Origin of the sequence: Marinobacter sp. EVN1 (assembly GCF_000475375.1) — a bacterium.
GTDB classification, from domain to species: Bacteria; Pseudomonadota; Gammaproteobacteria; order Pseudomonadales; family Oleiphilaceae; genus Marinobacter; species Marinobacter nauticus.
In genome coordinates, this window is record NZ_AXCB01000012.1 from 151,533 (window position 1) to 166,228 (window position 14,696).

The window sequence follows — 14,696 nt, forward strand, 5'->3', positions numbered from 1 at the left end:
GGCAGCCTTTGTGTTTTCCAGTTGCCTGATTTTTATGCGAGTTTACGGTTCTGTTCAGATATTGACCGATTGATCGCCAAGGATACAGATCTCCGATATGGGTAAAAGTCTCGTTATTGTCGAGTCGCCAGCGAAAGCGAAGACCATCAACAAGTACCTGGGCTCGGATTTTATCGTGAAGTCCAGTGTTGGCCACATCCGTGACCTGCCCGTAAGTGGCAGCGGCAGCCAGTCAGACCCGAAAGAACGGGCGAAACAGGCGGCGGCCACGCGCAAGATGAGCCCGGACGAGAAGGCCGAGCACAAGAAGCGTAAGGCCCGGGAGCAACTGGTAGCCCGCATGGGTGTTGATCCCGACCATGACTGGAGCGCCCGTTACGAGATTCTGCCTGGCAAGGAAAAGGTGGTCAGCGAGCTCAAGCGTTTGGCCAAGTCTGCCGACCACATCTATCTGGCAACGGATTTGGATAGAGAAGGGGAGGCGATTGCCTGGCATCTTCAGGAGACCATTGGCGGCGAGCCGGACAAATACCGTCGTGTGGTGTTCAACGAGATTACCAAACGGGCGATTCAGGAAGCTTTCAAGGATCCGGGCAACCTCGATAACAACCGGGTTAACGCTCAGCAGGCCCGACGGTTCCTGGACCGCGTTGTGGGTTATATGGTCTCGCCGCTGTTGTGGGCAAAGATTGCCCGCGGTCTGTCAGCGGGCCGTGTGCAATCCGTCGCCGTACGACTGATTGTGGAACGGGAACGGGAGATCCGTAAATTTGTGCCGGAAGAGTTCTGGCAATTGCATGCAGACCTTGCTGCCGAGGGCGCCAAAGACCCGGTCCGGTTCGAAGTAACCCGTTATATCGACAAGCCCTACCGCCCTGTCAACGAAGCTCAGAGCAAGGAGCACGTTGAGCGGCTCAAGGCTGGCGGCTTCAAGGTGGCCAAGCGCGAAGACAAGCCGACCCGATCCCGTCCGTCTGCACCCTTTATTACCTCTACGCTGCAGCAGGCGGCCAGTAACCGCATGGGTTTCAGCGTCAAGAAAACCATGATGCTGGCCCAGCGATTGTACGAGGCCGGTTTTATTACCTACATGCGTACGGATTCCACCAATCTCAGCCAGGATGCCGTAGTCAGCTGTCGAGAGTTCGTCCAGAAGCAGTTCGGCGAACGTTATTTGCCTGAGAAGCCGCGGGTCTACGGCAGCAAGGAAGGCGCTCAGGAAGCTCACGAAGCCATTCGCCCGACGGATGTTGCTCGCAGGCCAACGGATATTACCGGCCTGGAAAAAGACGCAGAGAAGCTCTACGACCTGATCTGGCGCCAGTTTATTGCCTGTCAGATGGCAGATGCCGAATTCCTGAGTACGTCTATTGTGGTGGCAAACGGCGACTACGAGCTGCGCACCCGGGGTCGAATCGTCAAGTTTGACGGCTTCCTGAAGGCTGCGCCGCAGTCCACCAAGAAAGATGAAGACGTGGCATTGCCAGATATCAAGGTGGATCAGCCCCTGGATCTCAAGAAACTGGATCCAACCCAGCATTTTACCAAGCCGGCGCCCCGGTACACCGAAGCCAGCCTGGTCAAAGAGCTCGAAAAGCAGGGGATCGGCCGGCCGTCCACCTATGCCTCCATCATTTCTACTATTCAGGATCGGGGCTACGTAAAGCTTCAGAATCGCCGCTTCTACGCGGAGAAGATGGGGGAGATAGTGACCGAGCGACTGGCGGAATCCTTCCCGAATCTGATGGATTACGATTTTACCGCGCGCCTCGAAGATGAGCTGGACGAGATCGCCGAGGGTGAGGTTCAGTGGAAAAAAGTGCTGAACGACTTCTATGCCAAATTCCGTAATCAGCTGGAAAGCGCTGAAAAGACGGATGGCGGTATGCGCGCCAATACTCCCACGGAAACCGATATACCGTGTCCGAGCTGTGGCCGGAATATGCAGATCCGGGTGGCCAGTACCGGGGTATTCCTGGGCTGCTCCGGCTACTCGTTGCCACCCAAGGAACGCTGCAAGACCACCATTAACCTGGTGTCTGGCGACGAAGTGGTGAGTGCTGATGACGATGTGGAAGGGGAGGGTGAAACCCGGCTGCTCCGGAAAAAACGCCGCTGTCCGAAATGCGGCACCGCCATGGACAGCTACCTGATCGACGAGAAGCGCAAGCTGCACGTGTGTGGTAACAATCCGGACTGCTCAGGGTACGAGGTTGAAGAGGGTACGTTCCGTATCAAAGGTTACGATGGGCCGACGCTGGAATGTGACAAGTGTGGCTCCGAGATGCAGCTCAAGACCGGCCGATTCGGCAAGTACTTCGGTTGCACCAACAGTGAATGCAAGAACACCCGTAAGTTGCTGAAAAATGGTGAGCCGGCACCCCCTAAAATGGACCCGGTGCCAATGCCAGAGCTCAAGTGCGATAAGGTGGACGATACCTACGTACTGCGTGATGGGGCGTCCGGCCTGTTTTTGGCAGCCAGTAAATTCCCGAAAAATCGGGAAACGCGGCCGCCATTAGTGATGGAAATCAAGCCACACCGTAAGGAAATCGATCCGAAATACGATTACCTGATGGATGCCCCTGAAAAGGACCCTGAAGGCAATCCGACGGTGATACGTTACAGCCGAAAATCAAAAGAGCAGTACGTCATGTCGGAGAAAGACGGCAAGGCTACGGGGTGGTCAGCGTGGTTTGAAAATGGTCGCTGGGTCCCGCGCGACAAGAAAAAGTAAGATGGTCGGTGGCGCCCCATCGCCTTTGAGAAGGCGAGGGGGCGTTATTCTCGTATACGCTGGCGCGTTAACGGAACTTGCGTAGTCGCTGTATGAGAGACGATGTGTCCCAGCGTCGTCCGCCCATGGATTGCACATCCGCGTAGAACTGGTCTACCAGTGCGGTAACCGGCAGCGATGCATTCACTTTTCTCGCTTCCTCCAGGCAGATTCCCAGATCCTTTCGCATCCAGTCAACCGCGAACCCGTGATCGAACTCACCGTCAATCATGGTTCCCGAACGGTTTTCCATCTGCCAGGACTGGGCCGCACCTTTGGAAATCACATCTACCACTTTGCGTACATCCAGCTCTGCCTGTTCGGCAAAGTGCAGCGCCTCTGAAAGCCCCTGAACCAACCCGGCAATTGCAATCTGGTTAACCATCTTGGTTTTCTGCCCGCTGCCCGCCGGGCCCATCAGGTTGAGCGCACGAGCGTAGTGCGCCATGACCGGCCTGGCTTTTTCGAACGCCTGCTCGGCGCCGCCACACATGATGGTGAGTGCGCCATTCTGGGCGCCTTGCTGACCACCCGAAACCGGCGCATCGATAAAAGCCTGTTTGCGGGCGCCAGCGGACTCGGCCAGGCGTTCGGCAATCCCCGCAGATGCCGTCGTGTGGTCAATCAGGATGGCGCCCTCTGGAGCGTTTGCGATGATTCCCTCGTCGCCTTCAAATACTTCGATCAGATCTTTGTCAGCGCCAACACAGGTTATGACAAAATCTGCGTCTCTAACAGCGAGCGCGATCGAATCACAGGCGGCGCCTGAATGTTCTGACGCCCATTGTGTTGCCTTCTCGCCAGACCGGTTCCAGACACGGACAGAAAGTCCTGCGTTTGCCAAATGCCCCGCCATGGGATAACCCATTACGCCCAGGCCAATAAACGCTACCGTTGTTGTCATTGATTTACTCCAGTCGGTGAGTGTCAGTGTGCTTTGATTATGAAATCGAGCCGAAAGGATTGAAACCCTTTTCGACCGTTCGCGGGGTATCCATTGGTCTGGGCTCACAGAATGCTCAATGCAGGCATGACGCCAATCACAGACCGGTAAACTATCTGCCTATTTCAGGCGCATACGATAGCAGGCGCTTCCAGGCCTTCTTATACTTAGCAGGCTAGCCGCATGGATGCTTACAGGCCGTGAGAAACCAGTTTTTGGGTCTCCCGGTGCTTCTTATCCTTGTTGTTCAGCGAATGGGGGAGGCCGTGATGCCGCCTGTAGTTTATTCGTGAGGGAAGTAAATGAATCTGGTATACAAACATGAAAAACCGTTGCTGCTGGTGACGGCGGTGCTTGCTGTGGCCATCTGGCTGGCTCTGATACTGGGGACGCTCGGTATTGTATTGCTGTATCTGTTGGTGGGGTACGTGTTCTTTCTCTTTGCCCATTCGGCTTTCATCTCACACCTGAAGGGGTCTGGGGTGCGAATCAGTCGCGAGCAATATCCGGATCTCTATGACCGGCTTATTCGTTGTTGCGAAAAGGTTGGGGTAAAGGAGGTGCCGGAAGCCTACCTCCTGCGGACGGACTTTTTCAATGCACTTGCGACCAAGTTTCTTGGACGGCATTTTGTTGTGCTGTTCACTGATGTTGTTGATGCGTTGGAAGAGCGCCCGGACGCTATTGATTTCTACATCGGTCATGAGTTGGGTCATATTCACCGGCGCCATCTTTCCTGGGGGCCGGTGCTGGCACCCGCTGCCTGGCTGCCTGTAATCGGGCCGGCGTTGCGGCGTGCCGAAGAATACACGTGTGATCGCTACGGTGTAGCCTGCTGTCAGTCACCGGAGGACATCAAGGCAGCGCTGGCAGCAATCGCTGCTGGCGATACCCGCTGGCAAACCATCAACGTGGACGCATTTGTAGGGCAAGTGGCTGTGACCAACGGCTTCTGGATGTCCTTTAACGAAATAACGGGAGACTACCCCTGGCTCACCAAGCGGATGGCAGCGGCCATTGCCCTGTCGGAAGGGCGTGAAGTATCTCACCCGGGGCGGAGCAAGTTAGCCTGGTTTTTCGCTCTGTTCGTCCCGAGGCTCGGGGTTGGGGGAGGGGCTGCGTCCTTGCTCGTGATGGTTGCCATTGTCGGCATACTGGCCGCTGTTGCGATTCCTCAGTATCAGGAATACGTAGAGAGAAGTCGTTATCAGGATGCTTACCTGGAAGGCTTGGGGGTTACGGATTCTGTCGATTCCTATGTCAGTGAACACCAGGCCTGGCCGAGCTCGATGGCGGAGCTTGGTTATGGCGGTACCTTCGGGGGCTCTGGCGAAAACTATACTATCGATGTCTATGACGGTGGTGTGATCGGCATTGAGATGGGGGTTGATGAAACCGGAGAGTCGGAATACATCGTTCTGGAGCCGGAGGTCACCGATAGCGGGTTATTCTGGAGTTGCTATGGTCAGAACGCTGTTGAAAAACTACTGCCGGCGGACTGTCGTTAGCATGGTGAAAGACTGACCGGGAAATGAAAAAAAGCCGCTGAAGTCAGCGGCTTTTTTCTGGTTGAAGGCAAGTGGTGTGCTTACTTCTTCGGGTAGTCCCGCTTCGGCGAGCCGGTGTACAGCTGGCGCGGGCGGCCGATACGGTTGGCACCGCTGACCATTTCGTTCCAGTGGGAGAACCAGCCGATGGTACGGGACATGGCGAAGATAACGGTAAACATGGAGGTCGGAATACCGATGGCCTTCAGGATGATGCCGGAGTAGAAGTCGACGTTCGGATACAGCTGGCGCTGAACGAAGTACTCGTCTTCCAGGGCGATCTTTTCCAGGCGCTGGGCAATTTTCAGCAGCGGATCGTTTTCCAGGCCGAGTTCGCTCAATACTTCGTGGGCAGTCTGAGCCATGACTTTGGCGCGTGGATCGAAGTTCTTGTAAACCCGGTGGCCGAAGCCCATCAGGCGGAACGGATCGTCCTTGTCTTTTGCCTTGGCAATGAACTTCTCGATGTTGGACTCGTCGCCGATCTCGGCCAGCATGTCCAGTACCGCTTCGTTCGCGCCGCCGTGAGCCGGGCCCCAGAGTGCGGCAATGCCGGACGCAATACAGGCGTATGGGTTGGCGCCGGTAGAGCCTGCAAGGCGAACGGTGGAGGTGGACGCGTTCTGTTCGTGGTCAGCGTGCAGAATGAAGATCTTGTCCATGGCGTTGGCCAGAACAGGATTTGGCTTGTACTCTTCGCACGGAGTGCCAAACATCATGTGCAGGAAGTTCTCTGCGTAGGACAGGTCGTTCCGTGGATACATGAACGGCTGTCCCATGGAATACTTGTAGCACCATGCCGCAATGGTCGGCATTTTCGCGATCAGGCGATGGCCGGTAATTTCACGTTGCTTGGGATCGGAAACGTCCATCTGGTCGTGATAGAACGCAGACAGCGCGCCCACAACGCCACACATGATGGCCATTGGATGCGCGTCACGGCGAAAGCCGTTGAAGAAGTTGCGCATCTGGTCGTGCAGCATGGTGTGGTTTTTGATGGTGTCGTGGAACCGCTTGTTTTCTTCTTCGCTGGGCAGTTCGCCGTTCAGCAGCAGGTAGCAGACTTCCAGGAAGTCGGAGTGCTCGGCCAGCTGGTCAATGGGGTAGCCGCGGTGCAGCAACACACCGTTGGCGCCATCGATGTATGTGATGGCCGATTCGCAGGCTGCGGTGGATACAAATCCGGGGTCGTAAGTGAAAACGCCTTCCTGTACCAGGCCGCGTACGTCAATAACGTCAGGGCCGACGGTGCCGGAATAAACCGGTAGCTCAATGGACTTATCTCCCACCGAGAGCGTGGCTTTCCTGTCGGTCATGGTGCTCTCCTGTCTGATTAGCTATAACAGCTTTTCTGCATGTGTAGATGCGCCAGAAAGCGCGTATTATCGCAAAACTGGCGGCAAAATATAGGGCGTCAGCTTTTTTTGTCAATGCACTGGCTGAGAAAACGGCAAATTTCTTCCCGTTTGTAAATGAGGGATATCCGGAATATCGGGCCCCTGGGGCGGAAATTGGTTTTGTCAATAAGCCTTATAGATGGGTAGAGGCTGCAAGCTGCAAGGCCTGGAGGGCGATTGCAAGTTTGTAATTACCGGGGTGTCTCCTTATAATCCGTAGCCCGGAATCGGGGATGCACCGGCTTATGGGCTTGAGTATAGCAAGCTACCGGGTAGTCATCCGCCCTCCTGAACCAATCGGTTATCGGTATCGTACCGATTCTCCGGTCCCAACATACCAACCATCCGCCACCGTTTTGCGGTCCCGCGGAACCAAGAGAGAGTGTGAGAGCGCTGTGAATAGCAAACGACCAGTAAATCTCGATCTCGGCAAGTTTCATTTCCCGCTGCCAGCCATTACTTCGATCCTGCATCGCATCAGCGGCATCATCATCTTCGTAGGTGTTGCCTTCCTGATGTACGGCCTGGATCTCTCCCTTTCCGGAGAAGATGGCTTTAACCGGGTGAATGAGCTGCTGGACAGCTTCCTGGCGAAGCTGATCATCTGGGGCATCCTGTCTGCTCTGCTGTACCACCTGGTTGCAGGTATCAAACACCTGTTGATGGACGCTGGTATTGGCGAAGAGCTTGAAAGCGGGCGCCTCGCCGCGAAAGCCACGATTGCGGTTTCCGTTGTTCTCATCGTTCTGGCAGGAGTCTGGGTATGGGCATGAACAGTGTAACGAATATTGGTCGTAACGGTATTCAGGACTGGATCATCCAGCGCGTAACAGCCTACGTATTAGCTCTGTACACCCTGTTCCTGCTTGGCTTCTTTGTGACCACCGATGTTGACTACCAGGCGTGGTCTGCATTGTTTGCTCAGGGATGGTTCAAGATCTTCAGTCTGCTTGCGCTGCTGTCCATTGCCGGGCACGCGTGGGTTGGCTTGTGGACAGTTTCTACCGACTACATCAAATCCGCGATGCCGCGTTTTCTGCTTCAGGCAGCCTGTGTGCTCGTAATGTTTGTATATGTCGTGTGGGGCATTCAGATTCTTTGGGGGCTTTAATCGATGGCTAACATCAAGACCATGTCGTTCGACGCGATTGTTATCGGTGGTGGCGGTGCCGGTATGCGAGCCGCCCTCCAGCTGACCGAATCCGGTCTCGATACCGCGTGTATCACGAAAGTATTTCCGACCCGTTCGCACACGGTATCCGCCCAGGGCGGTATTACCTGTGCGATCGCAAGCGCTGATCCCAACGACGATTGGCGCTGGCACATGTACGACACTGTGAAAGGTTCTGACTACATCGGTGACCAGGACGCGATTGAGTATATGTGCTCCGTCGGTCCGCAGGCAGTGTTCGAGCTCGAGCACATGGGCCTCCCGTTCTCCCGTACCGAGCAGGGTCGTATCTATCAGCGACCGTTCGGTGGTCAGTCCAAGGACTACGGTAAAGGCGGTCAGGCTGCCCGTACCTGTGCCGCAGCCGACCGTACCGGTCATGCTCTGCTGCACACGCTATACCAGGCTAACCTCAAAGGCGGCACTTCGTTCCTGAACGAGTGGTACGCCGTGGACCTGGTCAAGAACAGTAAAGACGAAGTGGTCGGTGTTGTCGGTATCGAAATTGAGACCGGTGAAGTCTGCTACATCAAGGCCAAGGCGACCGTTCTGGCAACCGGTGGCGCCGGTCGTATCTATGCGTCAACCACCAATGCCCTGATCAACACCGGTGACGGTATCGGTATGGCCCTGCGTGCCGGCTTCCCGGTTCAGGACATGGAGATGTGGCAGTTCCACCCGACCGGTATCCACGGTGCCGGTGTGCTGGTAACTGAGGGTTGCCGGGGTGAGGGTGGTTACCTGATTAACTCCGAAGGTGAGCGTTTCATGGAGCGTTATGCTCCGAACGCCAAAGACCTCGCTGGTCGCGACGTTGTTGCCCGCTCCATGGTTCTGGAAATTCTGGAAGGCCGCGGCTGTGGTCCCGACAAGGATCACGTACTGCTGAAGCTGGATCACCTGGGCGAAGAAACGCTGAACCTGCGTCTGCCGGGTATCTGTGAGCTGTCCCGTACCTTTGCTCACGTTGATCCGGTCAAAGAGCCCGTGCCTGTGGTTCCGACCTGTCACTACATGATGGGCGGCATTCCGACCAACGTTGGTGGTCAGGCGTTGACTCAGGATGAAAACGGCAATGACAAGCCGATTCCGGGCCTGTTTGCCTGCGGTGAAGCCGCTTGTGTGTCTGTACACGGTGCCAACCGTCTGGGTGGCAACTCTCTGCTGGATCTGGTGGTCTTTGGTCGTGCGGCTGGTCTGCACATTGAGGAGCAGCTGCGTGGTGGTTTCGAGGTCGACGGCGCAAGCGACGAAGACATCAAGCGTGCCATGGCTCGTCTGGAGCGTCTGGACAGTGCAAGTGAGGGTGAGGATGTGGCTCAGGTTCGTAAAGACCTGCAGAACTGCATGCAGCTCTACTTCGGCGTGTTCCGTGACGGCGAAAGTATGGAGAAGGGTCTGAAGCTGCTGGAAGAAATCGGTGAGCGGGTTCGTAAGACCAAGCTGACTGATACCAGCAAGGCATTCAACACCGCCCGTATCGAAGCACTGGAGCTGGACAACCTGTACGAAGTTGCCTATGCGACCGCCAAGTCTGCGATTGAGCGTAAAGAAAGTCGCGGTGCCCATGCCCGTAACGATTTCACCGAGCGTGACGACGAGAACTGGCTGAAGCACTCCATGTACTTCCCGCTGGACAAGCGCGTTGGCAAGCGTGACGTGAACTTTGCACCGAAAACGGTTCCGACCTTCGAGCCGAAGATCCGGACCTACTAAGGGGGTATCCTGAAAATGTTGGTAAGTCTGTACCGTTATAACCCGGAAACTGACAACGCCCCTTACATGCAGGACGTTGAGATTGAGTTGCCGGAAGGCAAAGATCTGATGGTTCTGGATGTTTTGGCGCTGGCCAAGGAAAAGGACCCGACTGTCGCATTTCGCCGTTCCTGTCGTGAGGGCGTTTGCGGCTCAGATGGTATGAACATGAATGGCAAGAACGGCCTGGCTTGCATCACACCGGTTTCCGATGTGGTCAAGAACAACAAGCTGGTTTTGCGCCCGCTGCCTGGTCTTCCGGTCATTCGTGATCTGGTGGTTGATATGGGCCTGTTCTACAAGCAGTACGAAAAAGTGATGCCGTACCTTGTGAATGACAACCCCGCGCCAGCCATCGAGCGTCTGCAGTCTCCGGAAGATCGTGAGAAGCTGGACGGCCTGTACGAGTGTATTCTCTGTGCCTGCTGCTCTACCGCTTGCCCGTCTTTCTGGTGGAATCCGGACAAGTTCATCGGTCCGTCTGGTCTGTTGCAAGCTTATCGCTTTCTGGCCGACAGCCGTGATACCGCCCAGGCAGAGCGTTTGGCGAACCTGGACGATCCATTCAGCGTGTTCCGCTGCCGTGGCATCATGAACTGTGTCAGTGTGTGTCCGAAGGGCCTGAACCCCACAAAGGCAATTGGCCATATCCGGAACCTGTTGCTGCAAAGAGCCACCTGACCGGCAAAATTCGCAGCACCAGCTATACTGGTGTTCTGACACCAGTTAGTACCCCTGAAGGCCTCGCTATATGCGGGGCCTTCAACCAAAGGCTTATAGTCAAAAGTCTTACCGGGGTGCAAACTTATGCACGCTGTTTCGGTGCGCTTATCCAGTCACCGGACAGTATTGCTGAGTATAAAAATCACTGGGGACGGAAAACATCCTTGCCGGGTGTGGTGGCCAAAGTCATGCCGTAATAACCCGTATTGACTGAGAATTACCCCTGGCCGACCATACTGGCTCCCCCGCACCAGCCCAAGGTGAGCTATTCAAAATGCACGAAAGCATCATGGAGCAGTTATGGCAGACTTCCCACCTGCAGGGTGGCAATCTTGCCTATGTTGAACAGCTTTTTGAAACCTACCTGACAGACCCCAATGCAGTTCCAGAAGAGTGGCGGAGTTACTTCGACAAACTCCCGAGCGTCGATGGCTATCAGGGCCGCGACATCGTTCACTCCACCATCCGCGAGCAGTTTGAGCACATCTCCCGCAATCAGCGTTTTCTGGCGACCAATGGCGTGCCTGCCAGTGCTACGTCCGACGCTGATAAAAAACAGATCCGTGTTCTGCAGCTGATCAACGCTTTCCGTTTCCGCGGTCACCAGGAAGCAAAGCTTGATCCTCTGGGTGTCTGGCAACGTCCTCAGGTAGAAGATCTGGACCCGCGATTCCACGAATTGGGCGAATCCGATCTTGATCTGGAGTTCCAGACCGGCTCTCTGAACTTTGGTTCCGAGAGCATGAAACTCGGCGATATTGTCCAAGGCCTGCGCCAGACCTACTGCGAGAGCATCGGCGCTGAATACATGCATGTGGTAGACACGCGCATCAAGCGTTGGTTCCAGCAACGTATGGAGCCGGTTCGTTCCCGTCCGGAATACGAGACCGAAACCCGCAAGCATATTCTTGAGCGCCTGACGGCTGCCGAAGGGCTGGAAAAATACCTGGGTTCCCGTTATCCGGGCGTCAAGCGTTTTGGTCTCGAGGGCGGTGAAAGTCTGATCCCCTGCCTGGACGAGCTGATTCAGCGTGCGGGCTCCTATGGCGCCAAAGAGATCGTGCTGGGCATGGCCCACCGCGGTCGACTGAACGTGCTGGTCAACACCCTGGGCAAAAATCCGAAAGAACTGTTTGATGAATTCGAGGGCAAGAAGCTCGCGGATTCCGGCTCCGGCGACGTGAAATACCACCAGGGCTTCTCCTCAAACGTGATGACGCCAGGTGGCGAGGTTCACCTGGCCATGGCCTTCAACCCGTCTCACCTGGAAATCGTATCCCCGGTAGTGGAAGGCTCGGTACGCGCCCGTCAGGACCGTCGTGGCGATACCGATGGCAGTACCGTGGTACCCATTGTGATGCACGGCGACGCTGCGTTTGCCGGGCAGGGCGTAGTGATGGAAACCTTCCAGATGTCCCAGACCCGGGGCTTTGGTGTTGGCGGTACCATCCACATCGTGATCAACAACCAGGTTGGCTTCACCACTAGCAAACAGGAAGATGCTCGTTCCACCGAGTATTGCACCGACGTTGCCAAGATGGTTCAGGCGCCGATTCTGCATGTGAACGCCGACGATCCTGAAGCGGTGATGTTTGCCACCCAGATGGCGATGGACTACCGCAACGAATTCAAGCGCGATGTAGTGATTGATCTGGTTTGCTACCGTCGTCGTGGCCACAACGAGGCGGATGAGCCGGCAGCGACCCAGCCGCTGATGTACGACAAGATCCGCAAGCTGAAGACCACTCGTGCGATCTACGCGGATCAGCTGGTTGAAGCCGGTGTGATCACCGAAGATGAAGCCAAGCAGATGGAGACTGATTACCGGGACGCCCTGGACAAGGGTGATCACGTGGTCAAGTCCCTGGTTAAAGAGCCTAACAAAGAGCTTTACGTGGACTGGGCTCCGTATCTGGGCCATGAGTGGACAGCGAAGTGCAAGACCAGCGTTGCGCTGAAAACCGTCCAGAAACTGGGCAAGAAGCTGACTGAAGTGCCGGAAGGGTTCAGCATACAGCGCCAGGTTTCCAAGATTGTTAATGATCGCGAGAAGATGACGGCTGGCGCGCTGTCCCTGAACTGGGGCTACGGCGAAATGATGGCCTATGCCACTTTGCTGAACGAAGGCCACCCGATCCGCCTGACTGGTCAGGACGTGGGCCGGGGCACCTTCTCGCACCGTCATGCTGTTCTGCATAACCAGAAAGATGGGTCTACTCATATTTCCCTGCAGAATCTGAAAGACGATCAGCCGAAGTTCGACATCTATGACTCACTGCTGTCTGAAGAAGCGGTGATGGCGTTCGAATACGGTTATTCCACCACGACGCCGAACGCGCTGATTGTCTGGGAAGCCCAGTTTGGTGACTTCGCCAACGGTGCCCAGGTGGTGATTGATCAGTTCCTGACCAGTGGTGAGCATAAGTGGGGTCGACTGTGTGGCCTGACACTGCTGCTGCCACACGGTTATGAAGGGCAGGGGCCGGAACACAGTTCCGCCCGTCTGGAGCGTTTCCTGCAGCTGTGTGCCGAACACAATATTCAGGTCTGTGTGCCGACTACACCGTCTCAGGTATTCCACATGTTGCGTCGGCAGGTGAAGCGTCCGTTGCGCAAGCCGTTGGTTGCCATTACGCCCAAGAGCCTGCTGCGCCATAAGGAAGCCATTTCGGGTCTGGACGACCTGACATCCGGTACATTCCAGACAATTCTGCCGGAGAAAGAGCCGTCCGATCCGAAAAAAGTGACTCGCCTGATCCTCTGCAGTGGCAAGGTCTACTATGATCTTCTGGAGAAGAAGAAGGCGGATGAGCGGGACGATGTCGCGATTGTTCGTATCGAACAATTGTACCCGTTCCCGAGCGATGACCTGGACGAACTGCTGAGCCAGTACAGCAAGCTCAAGCATGTGGTCTGGTGTCAGGAAGAGCCGATGAACCAGGGAGCCTGGTATTGCAGTCAGCATCACATGCGGAACGCACTGCAGCGCCTGAATCCCAAGCTATATCTCCAGTATGCCGGTCGTGAGGCTTCTGCTGCTCCTGCCTGTGGACACATGTCTGTTCACATTGAAGAGCAGAAGAAACTGGTTAACGACGCGTTTGAAATCTGACGAGCTACCGAACTAAGGATCCGTAATGTCAACAGAGATTAAAGCCCCCGTTTTCCCTGAGTCGGTTGCCGAAGGCACCGTCGCGACCTGGCACAAGCAGCCGGGTGAGGCCTGTTCCCGTGACGAGCTGATTGTCGATATCGAAACCGACAAGGTTGTGCTCGAAGTGGTTGCGCCGGCGGATGGTGTGATCGAAGAAGTTCTCAAGAACGAAGGCGACACCGTGGAAAGCGGTGAGGTGATCGGCAAGTTCAAAGAAGGCGCGGCAGGTGAATCCAAGCCAGCCGAGAGCAAGTCCGAAGCGAAAGCCGAAGCACCGAAAGCCGAAGAGAAATCCGAAGCTGCTTCCGGTGATGCCATTCTAAGCCCGGCTGCCCGCAAGCTGGCCGAAGAAAACAACGTTGACCCGAGCGCGGTAAAGGGCACCGGTAAAGACGGCCGTGTTACCAAGGAAGACGTTCAGAACTACGTGGACAGCAACAAATCTTCCGGTGGAGCGGCTGCCTCCAAGCCGGCAGCGATGCCTGAGGTGAACGTTGCCCAGGGCGAGCGCGCCGAGAAGCGGGTTCCGATGACCCGCCTGCGTGCCAGCATCGCCAAGCGTCTGGTTGATGCCCAGCAGACAGCAGCCATGCTGACCACCTTTAACGAGGTGAACATGGCGCCGATCATGGAACTGCGCAAGCAGTACCAGGACAGCTTCGTGAAGCGCCACGGCATCAAGCTGGGCTTCATGTCGTTTTTCACCAAAGCGGCTACCGAAGCTTTGAAGCGCTTCCCGGCAGTAAACGCCTCCATTGATGGCAACGACATGGTGTACCACGGTTACCAGGACGTAGGTGTGGCGGTATCCACCGACCGTGGCCTGGTGGTACCGGTTCTGCGTGACACCGACGCTATGGGTCTGGCCGACATCGAGAAGAAGATCGTCGAGTACGGTACCAAGGCGAAGGAAGGCAAACTGGCCATTGAAGATATGACCGGTGGCACCTTCACCATCACCAACGGTGGTATTTTCGGGTCTCTGATTTCCACGCCGATCCTGAATCCGCCCCAGACTGCCATTCTGGGTATGCACAAGATCCAGGAGCGCCCGATGGCGGTAAATGGCAAGGTTGAGATTCTGCCGATGATGTACCTGGCGCTGTCATACGATCACCGTATGATCGATGGCAAGGAAGCGGTGCAGTTCCTGGTGGCCATCAAGGAAATGCTGGAAGACCCGGCACGTATCCTGCTGGATGTGTAATCTGACACTCAACGAATTCGATA

The 14,696-nt window shown here is 55.8% G+C and carries 11 protein-coding genes; 9 read left to right on the plus strand and 2 right to left on the minus strand.

What is annotated here, in order from left to right; genetic code table 11:
* The first annotated feature begins 97 nt into the window (after positions 1-97).
* Positions 98-2,737 (plus strand): type I DNA topoisomerase, encoded by a 2,640-nt coding sequence (topA, locus tag Q674_RS25785; RefSeq protein WP_011784655.1) that lies wholly within the window; start codon positions 98-100, stop codon positions 2,735-2,737.
* Positions 2,738-2,804: 67 nt separating this feature from the next.
* Here the strand turns inward: topA and Q674_RS25790 are convergent, their stop codons facing one another.
* Entirely contained in the window at positions 2,805-3,680 is an 876-nt protein-coding gene (locus Q674_RS25790; protein ID WP_011784656.1) for an NAD(P)-dependent oxidoreductase, read from the minus strand.
* Between the two features lie 341 nt (positions 3,681-4,021).
* On the opposite strand from Q674_RS25790, the gene Q674_RS25795 reads away from it, so the two are divergent.
* Positions 4,022-5,227, plus strand: coding sequence for a M48 family metalloprotease (locus Q674_RS25795; protein WP_023008219.1), 1,206 nt, complete (start codon positions 4,022-4,024; stop codon positions 5,225-5,227).
* An 80-nt stretch (positions 5,228-5,307) separates the two neighbouring features.
* On the opposite strand, the gene gltA is transcribed toward Q674_RS25795, so the two are convergent.
* Entirely contained in the window at positions 5,308-6,582 is a 1,275-nt protein-coding gene (gltA, locus tag Q674_RS25800; RefSeq protein ID WP_011784657.1) for a citrate synthase, read from the minus strand.
* A gap of 47 nt (positions 6,583-6,629) precedes the next feature.
* Here gltA and Q674_RS41045 point away from each other — a divergent pair, with 47 nt between their 5' ends.
* From Q674_RS41045 to odhB, 7 genes are all read left to right on the plus strand, one after another.
* Positions 6,630-6,854 (plus strand): hypothetical protein, encoded by a 225-nt coding sequence (locus Q674_RS41045; protein WP_014421719.1) that lies wholly within the window; start codon positions 6,630-6,632, stop codon positions 6,852-6,854.
* Positions 6,855-7,058: 204 nt separating this feature from the next.
* Complete coding sequence (gene sdhC / locus Q674_RS25805) at positions 7,059-7,436, plus strand: succinate dehydrogenase, cytochrome b556 subunit (RefSeq protein ID WP_011784658.1); 378 nt, start codon at positions 7,059-7,061, stop codon at positions 7,434-7,436.
* On the plus strand, positions 7,433-7,774 hold the full coding sequence (sdhD, locus tag Q674_RS25810) for a succinate dehydrogenase, hydrophobic membrane anchor protein (protein WP_011784659.1): 342 nt from the start codon (positions 7,433-7,435) through the stop codon (positions 7,772-7,774). The genes sdhC and sdhD overlap by 4 nt, the downstream gene beginning before the upstream one ends.
* A gap of 3 nt (positions 7,775-7,777) precedes the next feature.
* On the plus strand, positions 7,778-9,550 hold the full coding sequence (gene sdhA / locus Q674_RS25815; RefSeq protein WP_011784660.1) for a succinate dehydrogenase flavoprotein subunit: 1,773 nt from the start codon (positions 7,778-7,780) through the stop codon (positions 9,548-9,550).
* Positions 9,551-9,565: 15 nt separating this feature from the next.
* Positions 9,566-10,270, plus strand: coding sequence for a succinate dehydrogenase iron-sulfur subunit (locus Q674_RS25820; protein WP_011784661.1), 705 nt, complete (start codon positions 9,566-9,568; stop codon positions 10,268-10,270).
* 316 nt (positions 10,271-10,586) lie between these two features.
* Positions 10,587-13,424: a 2-oxoglutarate dehydrogenase E1 component gene (locus Q674_RS25825; RefSeq protein ID WP_011784662.1), complete on the plus strand. Its 2,838-nt coding sequence runs from the start codon at positions 10,587-10,589 to the stop codon at positions 13,422-13,424.
* Positions 13,425-13,449: 25 nt separating this feature from the next.
* Complete coding sequence (gene odhB / locus Q674_RS25830; RefSeq protein WP_014421717.1) at positions 13,450-14,673, plus strand: 2-oxoglutarate dehydrogenase complex dihydrolipoyllysine-residue succinyltransferase; 1,224 nt, start codon at positions 13,450-13,452, stop codon at positions 14,671-14,673.
* The last annotated feature ends 23 nt before the right edge of the window (positions 14,674-14,696 follow it).

Coding starts and splice junctions, on each gene's coding strand:
- Q674_RS25820 (WP_011784661.1), top strand. CDS start 9,566: ATGTTGGTAAGTCTGTACCGTTATAACCCGGAAACTGACAACGCCCCT.
- Q674_RS41045 (WP_014421719.1), top strand. CDS start 6,630: ATGCGCCAGAAAGCGCGTATTATCGCAAAACTGGCGGCAAAATATAGG.
- odhB (WP_014421717.1), top strand. CDS start 13,450: ATGTCAACAGAGATTAAAGCCCCCGTTTTCCCTGAGTCGGTTGCCGAA.
- gltA (WP_011784657.1), bottom strand. CDS start 6,582: ATGACCGACAGGAAAGCCACGCTCTCGGTGGGAGATAAGTCCATTGAG.
- sdhD (WP_011784659.1), top strand. CDS start 7,433: ATGAACAGTGTAACGAATATTGGTCGTAACGGTATTCAGGACTGGATC.
- topA (WP_011784655.1), top strand. CDS start 98: ATGGGTAAAAGTCTCGTTATTGTCGAGTCGCCAGCGAAAGCGAAGACC.
- Q674_RS25790 (WP_011784656.1), bottom strand. CDS start 3,680: ATGACAACAACGGTAGCGTTTATTGGCCTGGGCGTAATGGGTTATCCC.
- sdhA (WP_011784660.1), top strand. CDS start 7,778: ATGGCTAACATCAAGACCATGTCGTTCGACGCGATTGTTATCGGTGGT.
- Q674_RS25795 (WP_023008219.1), top strand. CDS start 4,022: ATGAATCTGGTATACAAACATGAAAAACCGTTGCTGCTGGTGACGGCG.
- Q674_RS25825 (WP_011784662.1), top strand. CDS start 10,587: ATGCACGAAAGCATCATGGAGCAGTTATGGCAGACTTCCCACCTGCAG.